Below are 14,518 nucleotides of genomic sequence, written 5' to 3'. Positions count from 1 at the left end.
CGGGAGACTCTAGCTTCCGGGCATGACCATCCCTGATTGCTGCGCTCCGACCACGCCGGTTGCGGTGACTACCTGTCCCACCTGTGGCAGCACGGGCAGGACGGTTCAACTCGTCACCCTCAAGGCCCTGCTGACCCCAGCCGCGCTCGCCACCCTTGATCCGGGGGAGGCGCACCGCTTCTGCCCTGATTCCGCCTGCGACGTAGTGTACTTCAGCGCCTCCCGGACCTACCGGCAGGCGGAGGTGAAGGTGCCGGTCTTCCAGAAGGACGGGCGAGGCAGCGCACCCGCCTGTTACTGCTTCGGCCACACTCGCGCTGACCTGGAGCAAGCCACCCGGGAGGGAGGGGCCGCGGCCATCCCCCAGGTCATCCAGGCCCACATCCAGGCCGGGCGCTGCGGGTGCGAGGTGAACAACCCCCAGGGAAGCTGTTGCCTGGGGAACGTGAACCGCACCCTGGCCGCCCTCCAGACTCCCGCTGAGACAGGGCGTGCCGGATGCTGCTGAGGAAGCCGGTGGGCAACTTACGCGCGTACCTGCTGCTCGGCAGCGCCTTGCTGCTGTGTCCCTGTCATCTGCCTGTCCTCCTTGCCCTGGTGGCCGGTGGCCTGGGCGGCAATGTCCTTGCGGGGTTCCTGGGCCGGAGCATGCCGCTCGTTCTGGCCCTCGCCACCGGGTACTTCGTGTTCGCCCTGTGGCTCGGCCAGCGCCTCCTGAGGCGCCAGGCCAGCGCCGCTACTCCCGGGGCTGGGAGGCACGAGAACTGCTGCTAGGCGCCCGCTCCCCATCGTGACCGCGCCTGTGGCATGGGTTCTTCCCCCCTGAGCACCAAAGCTCGCCGGACACGGGCCACAGCCGCTCTCTTCCCCCTCCCCAGGAGGTCAGCATGCCGGACCAGACGAACGACCGCACTCAACCGGACGTGAACAAGATTGAGGACACCCGTGACCAGGCGACGTTCGAGTCCATCGCCCGCCCCAGCGATCCTGCCAGTGACGCCTTGCAGGAGACCCAAGGGACGGCCCCGAGCACGGGAATAGGCACGCACTACGACGCCATCGTGCTGGGTGGTGGGATGGCTGGCGTGCCCCTCGCGCACCGCCTCGTGTACAAGGGCTTCAAGACGGCCTTGATCGAACGGGCGGAACTCGGCGGGACCTGCCTGAACCGGGGCTGCATTCCCACCAAGACGATGATCGCCAGCGCCCGGGTCGCGCACCAGGCTTACCTGAGCGAACAGTGGGGCGTGGAGACCGGCGAGGTGCGCGTGCATCTCGGGCGGGTGGTGGACCGCAAGGACGAACTGGTTCGCAGCATCCGCGCCGGGTCCGAGCGGAACGTCGCGCAGAACAAGAACCTCACCCTGATTCGTGGGAACGCGCGGTTCGTCGGGGAGCGCCGGCTCGTCGTAAACGGGGAGGAGATCAGCGCGGAGCGGGTCTTCATCGCGGTCGGAACGCGCAACCGGGTGCCCGGGATCGAGGGGCTGGAGGGCGTGCCCTTCCTCGACTCCACCACGGCGATGGAACTCCGCGTCGTTCCCCCGCACCTGGTCATCGTGGGCGGCGGGCACATCGGGGTGGAGTTCGCACAGATGTACCGCCGCTTCGGCAGTGACGTGACGGTGCTGCAAAGCGCGCCATATCTGCTGCCGAGTGAGGACGAAGACATCACGACGGCGCTGAGGGAGGCGCTGGAGGCTGAGGGCATCGAGGTCGTCGCGAGGGCCCGTGCGCGGCGCGTGGAGGGCGGCGAGGGGCAGGTGCGGGTCACGGCCAGCGTGGACGGCGAGGACCGTATCTACCCCGGAACCCACCTGATGATCGCGGCGGGGCGCGTGCCGAACACGGATGGGCTCGGTCTGGAGGCCACCGGCGTGGGTCTCGACGGGCACGGCTTCATCAGGATCAACGACTGCCTGGAGACGACTGCGCCCGGCATCTGGGCGCTGGGGGACGTGCGCGGCGGGCCGATGTTCACGCACACGGCGCGGGATGACGCGCGGATCATCTACCAGAACGTCGTCAAGGGGCAGGACCTCAGTATCAAGGACCGGGTGGTGCCGTGGGGGGTGTTCACGGACCCGCAACTGGGCCGGGTGGGGCTCTCCGAACGCGAGGCGCGGGCGGCGGGGTTCAAGCTGAAGATCGGGACGTACGAGGCGCGCAAGGTCGCCAAGGCGCGTGCGAATGGGGAGACGCGGGGGCTGATCAAGGTGGTGGCGGACGCGAGCACCGACCGCATCCTGGGGGCAGCGGTGCTGATGGCCGAGGGAGCGGAACTGGTGCACGAGTTCGTGACGGCGATGCAGCTCGGGGCGCGGTACACCGACTTGCAGGACATGATCCACATTCACCCGACCCTGGCGGAAGGCCTGAACAACGCCCTGGGCGGCGTGCATTACGAGGAAGGGCTGGAGTGAAGTCGGCAACGGACCGGCGCGGAGGCCGGTGGGTTGAAGGTGACCTGTGGCACGGCGAAGGGGCGCACGGCCCGTGAATCCGGGGCTGGCCGTCACGCCGCGGGGCGTGGGCTGGCTGTACACCCTCTGTGCCGAAGACGGGTGATCGCTGACCGACCTTGCTGAGCGTCTGGGCAGTTCAGGGGACGGCCGCACGAGGAGCGCCGGGGCCCTTGACCGCGGAGGAGGCGGCCGTGCGGAACGGCGCCACAAAGGAGTGAAACATTTTGGTCCGTTCCTCAGCATCCCTGCTGACCCAGGCCCAGCGCGAGCAGTTCACACGCTTTCCCCCACTCGACGAACACCTTCTCTCCCGGTACTACCTGCTCGGTGAGGACGACCTGCGCTTGGTGCGGGAACGGCGGCGAGACTTCAACAGGCTCGGTTTCGCCGTGCAGCTCACGGTGCTGCACCATCTCGGCCGCCCCCTGCGTTCTGACGAGACCCCGCCGGAAGAGGCCCTGGCTTACCTCGCCGAACAACTGCGGGTGGACGCTGGGTGTTACGGCCAGTACGCCACCCGCGACCCGACCCGACACGAACACTTCGCGTCGCTATGCCAGAGCCTCGGGTACGTGGAGCTGTCACGCCGTCTGAATGACGAATTGCGGGAGTGGCTGATGCCGCTGGCCGTCGTCACCGACCAGCCCTTTCCTCTGATGAGCGCTCTGATGGACGAGTTGCGACGGCGGAAGGTGCTGGTGCCGCGCTTCAGCGTCCTCGAACGCCTCGTCCACGCGGCGCGTGTCCGGGCCGACCAGCACACCTATGGGCTGCTCAATCTGCCGCTGAAGGGCGAGTTGCCCGAGAAGGTGGACGCCCTGCTGTCCCCGCAGGACGACGAGCCCATCTCTCGGTTTGCCTGGCTGGGTCGGCCGGTCGGCGCCCCTAAGGCCAAGCATGTCCTCGCCCTGCTCGACCGGCTGGCCTTTGTGCGGACCTTTCCCGTCCAGGGCAACCTGCGTGCCTTCCTGCCGCAGAGCCGTCTGGACCACCTCGCCGGGGAAGCGAGGCGCCTGAGCGCCTCGCACCTGGGCGATTTCGAGCCGGGGCGGCGGCGGGCGATCCTGATGGCCTACCTTTTTGACCTGTCCGAGACCCTGACCGACGCCGTGCTCGACATGCACGACCGGGTGATGGTGGGGCTACTTCGAGACGGCGAGCGGGAGGCCGCCGAGGCGTTCGCAGAGCAAGGGCAACCTCTCGTCAAGCAGTTCGGGACGTTCAAATCGGTGTGCGCGGCGGTGATCGCCGCGCGGGAACAGGGTGCCGACCCCTACCAGGCCATCGAGGCGGTCGTGAACTGGCAGCAGCTCGTCGAGACGGTGCGGGAGCGGGAGGTGGTGCGCGCCGAACAGCTCGACCCCCTGCACCACGCCCTCAGGGGGTACGCCAAGGTGCGGTCCTACGCGCCACGAATGCTCGCGGCCCTCTCCTTCCAGGCCGAGGGGACGGCCGCGCCTCTGGTCGAGGCGCTGGGGCTCCTGCGCGAGATGTACGCCGCGAACAAGCGGACGCTGCCCGAACACGTCCCCATCGGGTTCGTGCGACAAAAGTGGGCGGGGCAGGTGTTCCGGGATGGTGAGATCGACCGCCGGGCCTACGAGTTGTGTGTGCTGGACGAGTTGCGGCTCGCGTTGCGAGCCGGAGACGTGTGGGTCACCGGGAGCCGCAAGTATAAGGACCTCGACGCTTACCTCTTGCCGCAGGGCGTGTGGCAGCGCCAACTCCCCAAGCTATCGCCATCCCTGCCCGAGACCTTCGAGGCATTCTGGAGGGAGATCGAGCCCAAGCTGCAAGGACAGCTCCTTGAAGTCGAGGGCCTGCTAGTGGGTCAGTTAACTCACCTGAAGGGTTTCCCGAAATGGCCGATATTGAGGGAAAGCACGAGCGCAACAGGTTTCTTTGCTCTCATCATTCAGGGGCATGAAACCGCACAGCTGTGGCAAGTGACCCACTAGTCCAGGGGGCGTTGTCGTCCGTCACGGTGCGGGGCCGCAAGCTGAAGGTCGGGAAGACGCTGAAGGCTGTCCCCGATGAGGTGGAACCCCTGGAACGCCGGTTGAGCGCGCGGGTCCCGCGCGTGAAGATCACCGACCTGCTCCTGGAGGTCAATGCCTGGACCCACTTCACGGGTGCCTTCCTGAACCTGCACAGTGGCAAGGGCGCGGAGCGGCACGACCACCTGCTGACCGCGATCCTGGCCGATGGACTCAACCTGGGCTTGACCAAGATGGCCGAGGCCTCGCCCGATCCGGGCGTGACGGCCCGGCGCCTGATGTACCTCGCGGACTGGTTCATCCGCCCCGACTCCTACGCTGCCGGGCTCGCCGAACTCGTCAACTTCCAGTCCAAGCTGCCCCTGGCCGCCCTGTAGGGCGACGGCACGACCAGCAGTTCCGACGGGCAACGCTTTCCCACAGGTGGGCGGGGCAAGACTTTTGGACACCTGAACGCGAAGTACGGCCGGGAACCGGGCGTGCTGTTCTACACCCATGTCAGTGACCAGTACGCCCCGTTCCACACCAAGGTCATCACTGCAAATGTCCGGGACGCGCTGCATGTGCTCGACGGACTGCTGTACCACCTGTCCGACCTGAAGATCAAAGAGCACTACACCGATACGGCGGGCTACACCGAGCAGGTCTTCGCGCTGTGCCACCTGCTGGGGTTCCGCTTCGCCCCCAGGATTCGGGGCCTGGGCGAGACGCGGCTGTACACGCCGGAGGTCGCCTCAGCCTACGGTCTGTTGGAGCCGCTGGTGGCCCAGCGGCTCAACCTGCGGCTGATCCGCAAGCACTGGGATGAGTTGCGGCGGCTCACGGTGTCTGTTCAGGCCGGGACAGTCACCGCCTCGCTGATCCTGTCCAAGCTGGCTTCGTACCCCCGCCAGAACGGGCTCGCCCTGGCTCTCCGTGAACTCGGCAGGGTCCAACGCACCCTGTTCACCCTGGAGTGGCTGCGCGACCCTGACCTCCGGCGGCGGGTGTTGGTGGGACTCAACAAGGGGGAGGCCCTGCACGCCCTGAAACGGGCGGTGGCCTTTCACCGGAGTGGGGAGATTCGGGATCGGTCCTTCGAGGCCCAGAGCAATCGCGCCAGCGGCCTGAACTTGGTCACGACTGCCATCGCCGTGCGGAACACGGTGTACCTGGGGCGCGCCGTCGAGGCCCTGCGCGCTGAGGGCCTCCAGGTTCCCGAAGCCCTGCTGTCGCATGTGTCGCCCCTGAGCTGGGAGCACATTGGGCTGACGGGCGACTACGTATGGCGGCCGGAGACCGTGCCCGGCGAGGGCGCCTACCGGGCACTACGCCAGTAAAGAGCGTCCTGCACGCTCTTTTTTCCTTAGCGTTGTGTCTTGGACTGCGGGCCTGAGAATGGTCCTCAGTCAAGCCAGCCCAGACCACCAAGCCCGCCCTTAGCATTGGTCCCCCAAGACCGCTTACTAGAGAGGGCCGGTCTGGGCGCTTTCTTCGAGACAGAACAATATCCGAGGCTTCGAGCCTGTACACAAGGGCCTGCCCAGAGAAAGCGTGCTTGACCAGTCCAACTCTTCCCCCTGGAGGTGGTCATGTACGTTCTGGGTCTCGACGTCGGCAAATCCGAGGTCTACGCACGTCTCCTGGTTTTGCGGACCGATGCCAGTCCACAACCCGTCGGCACTGTTCAAGCTTTCATCTACGACCGCAGCGGCCTTCAGGCCCTGCGGACCTGGCTGATCAAGACCAGTGTGCCGCTCCCCGAACTGCACGCCGTCATGGAAGCCACCGGCGTGTACTGGGAACGGTTGGCCTACTTCCTGCACGAGCTGAGCTGCACGGTCAGCGTCGTCAACCCCGCCCAGATCAAGTTCTTCGCCCAAAGCTCGCTGCGGCGGGGCAAGACCGACAAGATGGACGCCGACATCATCGCCCGCTACGGGGCGATCATGCGGCCCAAAGCCTGGACCCCGCCTGCCGCCGAACTTGAAGCCTTGAAACTGCTGGTCCACGAGCGGGACGCCATCGTCAAGGAACTGTCCCAGGCTAGGAACCGACGACACGCCCTGAACCAGCGCCAGGAGGCCGACCCGCTGGTGGTCAAGCTCACCGAGGAGCTCATCGCGTTCCTCATAGGGCAAGTTGAGTCCCTGGATCGCGAGCTGCGTGCACGGGTTGAGACACAACCCGAACTGCGCCAACAGGTCGAACTGCTGCAAAGCCTGCCAGGCTTCGGTTTTTTAGTGTCATTGACGGTCCTGGTCGAGACGGCAGCGTTCAGCACGATCCAGACCCATCGCCAGTTGGCCGCGTATGCGGGCGTATCGCCCGCCCCCAACCAATCGGGGGCGATGAACAAGCGGGGTCGGATTTCCAAGATCGGGAACCCTCGTCTGCGACGCATTGTTTACCTGGCGGCGGTGGCCGCTACCCGCACCAAGAGCAAGGAAAAAGCGTTCTACCAGCGGCTGCGCGACCAGGGCAAGCCAGGCAAGGTGGCGATCACGGCGCTCGCCAGGAAGCTGTTGTGTGGGCTTTGCCGTGGTGCAGTCGGGACGTCCCTATGACCCGGAGTATGAGCGTCCCAAAAAACAGGCCGCTTGACCGCGGCCTGCCAAGACAATATCTACTAAACGACCTCGGAGGTCTACGCTAAGCGCGGGCTTGTTGGTCTGGGCTGGCTTGACTGAGGACCATTCTCAGGCCCACAGCCCAAGACACAACGCTAAGCCCGACGGCTCCCTCCCAGCGGGCGGTCCAATTTGTACGGCCAAGGGGCGGAGGCCGGGGCAGCCGCTGCTGTCGCCCCAGGTCTTCGCGCTCTGATCCTGTCGGCCCACCCAACGCGGCCCGTGTTGGAGGAGCGGCCACCACTACACCTCAGCCACACCTCGAACAGGGCGTCTGGCGACACCACACATGAGCCAGACGGCCAGCCCCGCGAGCACGACAAGGAGGGTCAACGCCCCCCCGTATCCCCCCGAGACGGTGTAGAGCCACCCCACCCCGAGCGGCGTGAACGCCTGGGCGAAGTTCACGGGCCGCGCCATCCGCCCGTTCGCCGCCCCGAAGGTGCCCGGGTACTGTCCTGCCAGCAGTTCGGCGCGGGCCAGGGTCAAGGCTCCGCTCGCCAGCCCGAATACCACGATGCCCATTCCCGTCAGCGGAAGTGAGGTGGGAACGTGCAGCAGCAGTGCCCCAAGGCCCAGCCCGGCGAACAGCAACAGGGTCAGCGGGAACGCCCCGAGCCTCGCCAGCAGCGGGACGAACAGCACCCGTCCTGGCAGGGCGGCCAGCCCCAGCAGGCCGGTGAGCGCCGCCGCCACTCCAGGGGCGTACCCGGCGGCGAGCAGCAGTGGAGCGAGTTGCAGGCCCACCCCGACCGTCACGACTGGCGCGAGGGTGAAGGCCAGGGTCAGCCGCGCGAAGGCAGGGTCCGGGGTGAAGGCTGGACGAGAAGCACCCAGCGTGGACCCGCCCGACTCAGGCAGCACCCGCCAGGCCAGGAGACCGACGCTCAGGAGCATCGCCGCGAGGGCCAGCAGCGTCCCCGAGAGGCCGCCCGCTCCCAACAGCGCGGTCGTGAGGGGCACGAAGATCGTGCTTGCCAGCCCCGCGACGAGGGTGATCGCCAGGGTGGCCCGGGTGCGCGCCCCTCCACTCACCCGCTGCCCCAGGACGGTGAAGGCCGCCTCGTAAAAGGTCAGGGCCATCGCCACCCCGGCGAGGAGCCAGCCGCTCAAGAACAGCGGATAACTGGAGGTGAGGGCCAACAGCACGAAGGCGAGGCCGCCCAAGGCTGCGCCTCCTCCCATGAGCACCCGCCCACCGCGAGCGTCGAGAGCACGGCCCACCACCGGGGCGATCAGCGCCGTCACCAGCAGCGCGAGGGTGAAGGCCAGTCCCGTCTGGGTGCGCGACCATCCTCGTTCGTGTTCGGTGGCGACCGCGAGGAGAGGTTGGGCGTAGTACAGGGCGCCGTAGCTGACGGTTGTGAGGACGGCCAGCGTCCAGGCGAGGGAACGCTGGCCGGGGGCAGGGTGAGGCATCAACCCAGGGAGATCAGCTCGGTCGTCGCCGGGCCACAGCACCCACTCGCGGGCGCGCAGCCCGATGCCGCCTCCACCGGCTGAGCTGTGGTGGGCTGCCCGCAGGCGTCCGCCGCCTTGCACTGCACCCCGGGCGTCCGCAGGTGAACGATTACCCGCTCCTCCTGGGGCTCGACGTGCGTGACGTGGTACTGCATGGCGGGCATGGCGTTGTTGCCGTACTCGAAGCGGACCTCGGCCTCACCACGCACGGGAACGCTCCGGGCCACCTTGTCATAGATGCCCAGGAACTTGCGGGTGGTCATGAAGCCTTCCCCCGCCTCACGGGCGCTGCCGTCCTTGAGTTGGATGACCGTCTCGCGCCAGGCGTCTGCCCTACCGCCGCAGTCCATCGACTCAATGGTCACGGCCTTGACCTCGGTGACGTGGTAGCCGGGACCGACCAACACCTCACCGTGCAGGTGGAACTCCAGGGGGAGGTGGGGACCTGCGCGCAGCGTACCCAGCAGCGTGAGCGTCGAGGTGTGATCGGAGAGTCCGGGGATGGTCTGGGTCATGGCGTTCTCCTGGAGGGGCAGGTGCATGAGGGCGGCGGACTGAGGGCAGGCATCCTGAAATTCGCGCGAGGCGAGCAGGGCGGGTGGCGCCACCGAACGCGGCACCGCCGCGAAGCCGAAGCGCGGGAAGTAGCCTTCGGCAGTGGTGGTCAGCAGGTAGACCTCCTCCAGGTCCAGGTGGCGGGCCTGATCGAGCACTTCACCGACGAGCCGGGCGGCCACGCCCTGCCGACGGGCGGACGGAAGGGCAGCTACCGAGCGCAGCAGGCCCACCCGGCCGTGCGTCTCCAGCCCGGCGACCCCGAGGAGAGAAGCGTCCTGCTCCGCCACCCGCATCCCCTCCAGGTACTCGGCGACTCCGGCCACCGGCAGGTTCAGGGCCATGAGCAGGGCCTCGATGCGGGGGAGGTCAGCGGAAACCGCCTTCCGGGTCAGCATCCGCACCCCCTTCTCCATCAAGTTCGGCCCCAAGGGCGGCGCTCAGGCCGTTGAGGAGCCTCAACGTCGCCGCCCGGTCCTCTTCGGGCAGGCGGGCCAGCACCCGGGCGGATTGAGCGTTGAGTTGGGCGTCGAGGTCCTGCGCGGCCTGATGCCCGGCGTCGGTCAGCCGCAACAGCAGGGCGCGGCGGTCCCCCGGGTGCGGTGTCTTGACCAGCAAGCCCTGTTCCACCAGGTCGTCGGTGCTGCGGCTGAGCCACGCCTTGTCGAGGTTGAGGGTACCGGTCAAGGCCCGGAGGGTCTGGTCGCCCTCACGCTCCAGGGTGGTGAGAATCACGCACTGGGTGGCGGATTGCACGTCACAGCAGGCGAAGTTGCGCTGCTGCAATTCGGTGAATTGCCGCGTCACCGTTCGCAGGAGCGCGCCCGTCTGGGTTGCTTCCCGCCCTTTGTTGTCAAGGGCAACAGTTGAGGGGGACAACGATTAGGAGGGAGGTGGCTTGAGATTGCCGTCCTGCGGCACGAACTCCTGTGCGCGGTGAGGTTGGGGTTCCAGAGGTTCAGGTGGGTTCAGCACGTGATTGGCGGCCACAGCGAGGGCGGCGCCGAGTACGGGAGCCGACCAGTAGATCCAGTGGGCGGTCCACAGGCCGCTCGCCAGCGCCGGGCCGAAGGAGCGGGCCGGGTTCATGCTCGCCCCGGTGATGGGGCCGCCCATCGCCGCTTCCAGCGCAACCACCCCGCCGACCACCCAGGGCAGACCCGAGCGCAACGCGACCAGCAACAGGAAGTAGGTCAGCACCGTTTCGAGGACGAACGCTTGGGCCACACTTCCAGCAGGCAGGGTGACGCCGAGGTTCCCCTTCAGCCCGAAGAGGGCCAGCAGCACGAACGCGGCCACCGTAGCGCCGAGCAGTTGAGCGGCGATGTAGGGCAGAACTCGCCCGGGTGGGAAGCGGCCCGCCAGCAGCAGGGCGAAGGTGGCCGCCGGGTTGATGTGTGCCCCGCTGATGGGAGCGAGGGCGGCGATGACGGCAGCGACCGTGAGCCCAAAGACAGCGGCCACACCCAGGTGCCCGAGGGCGCCCGTCTGTGCCTGCACCACCGCCGCGCCGGGGCCGAAGAACACCAGCGCGAAGGTGCCCAGCGCCTCCGCGAGAAGGGCACGTGTGAGGGGCACCGTCACGTCAGACGACGGGGACGGCGGGACTGTTCTCGTAGGTGGGAGGCACCGGCCGCCCGTCCTTCAGGGCCTGCACGAAGTCATCGAACTGGACTTTGAGTTGATCGCGCACGCTGCGCCAGCGGTCCAGGCTGCCGCCGCTGGGATCAACGAAGGGGTAGTGCAGGCGGTGGGTCCGGCCCGGGTAGGCGGGGCACGCTTCCGCCGCCGAGTCGCAGACGGTGATCACGTAGTCGAAGTTCTGCGGGTCCGGTACGTCCCACAGCGTCTTGCTGGTGTGCCCGTCCAGGCTCAGGCCGATCTCCGCCATGACCGTCTTCGCGTCGTCCTTCACGCAGGTCGCCTCGGTCCCGGCAGAGTGGACTTCCAGATCGAGGTCCGCTCGCCGCGCCGCCTCGCGGGTGAGAGCTTCCGCCATCTGGGAGCGAGCCGAGTTGTGGGTGCACAGGATCAGGACGCGCGTCATGCCCTCAGCATATGGATTTCGTTTGATGCGTCAAGGCGAGAGGCCTAGTGAAAATCTCGCCAAGCAGGTTTCCACCCAACTGAAAGAGTTGATCCTGCCGCAGGGTGTAGTAGGTGTTCTTGCCGCGCTGCTCGGCAGTGACCAGTTCGGCCTCGCGGAGGATGCCCAGGTGGTAGGACACCTTGGACTGGGGGAGCCCCAGCAACGCTTCCAGGTCGCAGACGCAACGCTCTCCCCCGGCGAGGTGCCGGACCAGCTCGAAGCGAATCTCGTGGGAGAGAGCCTTGAGCTGGTCGAGCACACTGGGCACGGCCACGGTCGTCACGCCCCCAGTGTAGGGGGTGGGACGAGAGCTTCAGCAAGGGGGGCGGGGCCGCTGAATCAGCACACGTGGATCACGCGCCTCACGCACCCGGATCAGGGCTTTTTCCACCTCGAACTCGGGGGCGGACAGCACCAGCGCGTCCTCAACCAGGGCCAGGCACGACTGCACGGCGTCCTCGGGGTCAGGGCCGTCACCACCGCCGTCAGGCGCTCGCCGGGCCGGTCAGGCTGCACGGCCAGCCGTGCGGCGTCGCCCAGCGTCCCAGTTCCGTCCGCACCAGATGGTGCCGCAGCGTCTCCGGGTAGGCTGAGAGTGCCGCCTGCCACTGCTCCAACCGCCCCCCGGAGACGAGGGGCACGGCGTGCTGCACCGTCCAGGCCATCACCAGCCGGGGCAGGAAGGCCGGGTTAGCAGCGAGGATCCCGCACAGGTCGGCCTCGATCACGCCCAGGGGTGCCAGCCCGCCTCGATGGGTATCCCGTCCCGCCAGCCCCGCAGCCATACCGAGCCGTCCTCCAGGGGGTCCACCAGCGGTTCCACATCCACACCACGTGAGCACAGCCAGGCTTGAAGCTCCCCCAGGAGCGGGACCTCCTCCACCCAGAAGTTCAGTTCCAGGTCGGAAAAGGCGTCGGCGACTCCACGGGACACGGAGCCGGTCACCGCCACCTCCCGGCCCAGGTGTGGGGGACACTCCGCCAGCAGGTCGCGCGCCAGGGCAAGACGGAGGGCAGACTCGGGCGTTATGGGCCACAGGGTCGCGGTGTTGCTTTTCCTGGGAGACGCTGCCAAGACAGAGCCCCGGGGGAGGTCCGACCTCCCCCGGGGCTCCGCTGGCCTGGATCAGTGGCTGGTGGCCCGGTCCAACGCCCCGGGCTTGTCGTGCACGGCGAGGCGGTCGATCAGGGTGGCCGATGCCTCATTGAGGCCCACCAACTTCACCGGCGTGCCCTGGCGCATGAACTTCAGCATCACCTTGTCCAAGGCGCCAACCGCCGACCCGTCCCAGAAGTGGGCGTCTTGCAGGTCGATCACCACCCGGCGGGCCGGGTGCGCGAAGTCGAACTGGTGCAGGAAGTCGTGGGTGCTCACGAAGAACAGTTGCCCCCGCACCCGGTAGGTCCGGGTGCCGTCCGGGGCGTCCGTGTGGGTCACCTGCGAGAGCTGCGACACCTTGCGCGCAAAGAAGAGCGCACTCAGGATCACGCCGACCAGCACGCCCAGCGACAGGTCGTGGGTCAGCACCGTCACGGCCACGGTCGCCAGCATCACGATGCTCTCGCCCTTTGGAAACACGGTCAACGTCCGCAGGCTGCCCCAGTCGAAGGTGCTGACGGACACCACGATCATCACCGCGACCAGCGCCGCCATCGGAATCTGCACCAGCAGCGGTTGCAGGGCCAGGATCAGCACCAGCAGCCCCAGCCCGGCCACGAAGGTGGAGAGCCGCCCCCGTCCCCCGTTGTTCACGTTGATCATGCTCTGGCCGATCATCGCGCAGCCCGCCATGCCGCCGAAGAAGCCGGTGACGACGTTCGCCACGCCCTGCCCGCGTGACTCGACGTTCTTGTCGCTGGTGGTGTCGGTGCGCTCGTCGATGAGTTGCGCGGTGAGCAGGCTTTCGAGCAGGCCCACGACGGAGAGGGTCAGGGCCACCGGGAAGATGATCCGCAGCGTCTCGAAGGTGAAGGACACCTGCGGAAGCTGGAAGGGCGGCAGGGCCTTGGGCAACTCGCCCATGTCCCCGACCGTCTTCACATCGGCCCCGGTGAACACGGAGACAAGCGTGAGGGCCACGATAGCGACGAGCGCACTGGGGATGGCCTTGAAGACCCGGGGCAGGAGGTAGATGATCGCCAGCCCGGCGGCGACCATCGCATACATCTGCCAGTTCGCGCCCGCGAACTGGGGGAGCTGGGCCAGGAAGATCAGGATCGCCAGGGCATTCACGAAGCCCACCATGACGCTGCGCGGCACGAACTTCAGGTAGCGGGCCAGCCTCGCCCACCCGAAGACGATTTGGAGCAGGCCCGTGAGAACGGTGGCAGCAAAGAGGTAGGGCAAGCCGTGGTCCTTGACCAGCCCGATCATCAGCAGGGCCATCGCGCCGGTGGCGGCGCTGATCATGCCGGGCCGCCCGCCGATGAAGGCGGTGACGAGGGCGATGATGAACGAGGCATAGAGGCCGACCGCTGGATCGACGCCCGCGATGATGGAAAAGGCGATGGCCTCGGGGATCAGGGCGAGGGCGACGACGATGCCCGCGAGGATGTCCCCCCGGGGGTTGGCGAGCCATTCCTGGCGGTACTGGCGGAAGTCGAAACGGGAGGGTGGGGAGGGAACTGCGGTCATGTGCACCTCATGGGGTGCCGTGACAACCGGCAACGGGCGGGAGGCCCGCTGGGGAGGAGAAGTGCCCAAGGCACTTCGGTTCGGTTATCGTCGGGGGCGTCACTCCAAGGGACGCCGCACCCGCGGCCCGCGCAGTATGCCGCATCGGGGGCGTCTGGGCAAGCTGAAGTGGGCGCCCACGGACGGCCTGGTCCGTCGCTGGGTCCCACCGGGACGGTCCGGCTCAGTACATGCCGGGAATGAATCGGCGGACGCGCTGCCGGTAGGCCGGGTACTCCGGGAAGTGCCGCACCAGGCGGCGCTCCTCGTCCCGGGCCTTGAAGTCGAACAGGAGCGCGAGCCCGCCGCTCAGCCCCAGCGCCCCCCGGTGCCCGTGGGCCAGCGCCCAGCCCAGCGAGGCCAGGAGCAGGCCGCCGTAGATCGGGTGGCGGGCCAGGGCGTAGGGTCCGGTCTGCACGAGCTGTCCATCCGGTCGGGGTTCGGGCAGGGGCGTGAGGTTGGGGCCCAGGCGTAGACCACTCCAGCCCGCGAGCGCCCCTCCCAGGGTGAGCAGGAGGAGACCCGTCCGGCGGACAGCGGCGGGGGGACGCGCCGCCGGGCTCAGCCGCGGAAGCGCCGCGATTCCGGCCAGCAGGAGGACCTGGGCCGCGACGTACCCTTCTCCCCGGGCGTTCCAGCGGTGTTCGGTTGGGGTCATGGGTTCCCTC

At 67.8% G+C, this 14,518-nt stretch carries 15 protein-coding genes and 2 pseudogenes; 6 read left to right on the top strand and 11 right to left on the bottom strand.

From position 1 onward, the window contains the following. Window positions 1-22: 22 nt before the first annotated feature. From ABEA67_RS05990 to ABEA67_RS05965, 6 genes and pseudogenes are all read left to right on the top strand, one after another. Complete coding sequence (locus ABEA67_RS05990) at window positions 23-508, top strand: putative iron-sulfur cluster-binding metallochaperone (protein ID WP_345462407.1); 486 nt, start codon at window positions 23-25, stop codon at window positions 506-508. Continuing rightward, window positions 499-774, top strand: a complete 276-nt coding sequence (locus ABEA67_RS05985) for a hypothetical protein (protein ID WP_345462404.1) — start codon at window positions 499-501, stop codon at window positions 772-774. Before ABEA67_RS05990 ends, ABEA67_RS05985 begins: the two co-directional genes overlap by 10 nt. Window positions 775-887: 113 nt before the next feature. Next, window positions 888-2,423: a mercuric reductase gene (locus ABEA67_RS05980; RefSeq protein WP_345462402.1), complete on the top strand. Its 1,536-nt coding sequence runs from the start codon at window positions 888-890 to the stop codon at window positions 2,421-2,423. 266 nt (window positions 2,424-2,689) lie between these two features. Then, window positions 2,690-3,193: pseudogene (locus ABEA67_RS19425) on the top strand (DUF4158 domain-containing protein); the annotation flags it as partial. A gap of 1,271 nt (window positions 3,194-4,464) precedes the next feature. Continuing rightward, window positions 4,465-5,781: pseudogene (locus ABEA67_RS05970) on the top strand (Tn3 family transposase); the annotation flags it as partial. Between the two features lie 252 nt (window positions 5,782-6,033). Then, the gene (locus ABEA67_RS05965; protein WP_345462397.1) at window positions 6,034-7,008 is read left to right on the top strand and encodes an IS110 family RNA-guided transposase; all 975 of its coding nucleotides are present in this window, start codon (window positions 6,034-6,036) and stop codon (window positions 7,006-7,008) included. 306 nt (window positions 7,009-7,314) lie between these two features. On the opposite strand, the gene ABEA67_RS05960 is transcribed toward ABEA67_RS05965, so the two are convergent. From ABEA67_RS05960 to ABEA67_RS05910, 11 genes are all read right to left on the bottom strand, one after another. Next, window positions 7,315-8,490, bottom strand: a complete 1,176-nt coding sequence (locus tag ABEA67_RS05960) for an MFS transporter (protein WP_345462395.1) — start codon at window positions 8,488-8,490, stop codon at window positions 7,315-7,317. Then, a complete protein-coding gene (gene arsN2 / locus ABEA67_RS05955; RefSeq protein WP_345462392.1) occupies window positions 8,490-9,485 on the bottom strand; it encodes an arsenic resistance N-acetyltransferase ArsN2 in 996 nt (331 codons plus the stop codon). The genes ABEA67_RS05960 and arsN2 overlap by 1 nt, the downstream gene beginning before the upstream one ends. Beyond that, the gene (locus tag ABEA67_RS05950; protein WP_345462390.1) at window positions 9,457-9,894 is read right to left on the bottom strand and encodes a MarR family winged helix-turn-helix transcriptional regulator; all 438 of its coding nucleotides are present in this window, start codon (window positions 9,892-9,894) and stop codon (window positions 9,457-9,459) included. Before ABEA67_RS05950 ends, arsN2 begins: the two co-directional genes overlap by 29 nt. A gap of 75 nt (window positions 9,895-9,969) precedes the next feature. Beyond that, window positions 9,970-10,671, bottom strand: a complete 702-nt coding sequence (locus ABEA67_RS05945) for an MIP/aquaporin family protein (RefSeq protein ID WP_345462387.1) — start codon at window positions 10,669-10,671, stop codon at window positions 9,970-9,972. A 1-nt stretch (window position 10,672) separates the two neighbouring features. Beyond that, window positions 10,673-11,134, bottom strand: a complete 462-nt coding sequence (locus tag ABEA67_RS05940; RefSeq protein WP_345462384.1) for an arsenate reductase ArsC — start codon at window positions 11,132-11,134, stop codon at window positions 10,673-10,675. A 4-nt stretch (window positions 11,135-11,138) separates the two neighbouring features. Next, the gene (locus ABEA67_RS05935) at window positions 11,139-11,459 is read right to left on the bottom strand and encodes an ArsR/SmtB family transcription factor (RefSeq protein WP_345462381.1); all 321 of its coding nucleotides are present in this window, start codon (window positions 11,457-11,459) and stop codon (window positions 11,139-11,141) included. Window positions 11,460-11,489: 30 nt separating this feature from the next. After that, window positions 11,490-11,627, bottom strand: coding sequence for a hypothetical protein (locus ABEA67_RS05930; RefSeq protein WP_345462379.1), 138 nt, complete (start codon window positions 11,625-11,627; stop codon window positions 11,490-11,492). A gap of 34 nt (window positions 11,628-11,661) precedes the next feature. Then, complete coding sequence (locus ABEA67_RS05925; protein WP_345462376.1) at window positions 11,662-11,904, bottom strand: hypothetical protein; 243 nt, start codon at window positions 11,902-11,904, stop codon at window positions 11,662-11,664. Next, on the bottom strand, window positions 11,901-12,122 hold the full coding sequence (locus ABEA67_RS05920) for a hypothetical protein (RefSeq protein ID WP_345462373.1): 222 nt from the start codon (window positions 12,120-12,122) through the stop codon (window positions 11,901-11,903). The genes ABEA67_RS05925 and ABEA67_RS05920 overlap by 4 nt, the downstream gene beginning before the upstream one ends. A 180-nt stretch (window positions 12,123-12,302) precedes the next feature. Further along, window positions 12,303-13,811, bottom strand: coding sequence for a SulP family inorganic anion transporter (locus ABEA67_RS05915; protein WP_345462370.1), 1,509 nt, complete (start codon window positions 13,809-13,811; stop codon window positions 12,303-12,305). A gap of 223 nt (window positions 13,812-14,034) precedes the next feature. Further along, window positions 14,035-14,508 (bottom strand): methyltransferase family protein, encoded by a 474-nt coding sequence (locus tag ABEA67_RS05910; RefSeq protein ID WP_345462367.1) that lies wholly within the window; start codon window positions 14,506-14,508, stop codon window positions 14,035-14,037. Between the last annotated feature and the right edge of the window lie 10 nt (window positions 14,509-14,518).

This window comes from Deinococcus carri, from assembly GCF_039545055.1.
GTDB classification, from domain to species: domain Bacteria; phylum Deinococcota; class Deinococci; order Deinococcales; family Deinococcaceae; genus Deinococcus; species Deinococcus carri.
Note: the sequence above shows the minus strand (reverse complement) of the source record. Positions and strands in the feature narration are given on the sequence as shown.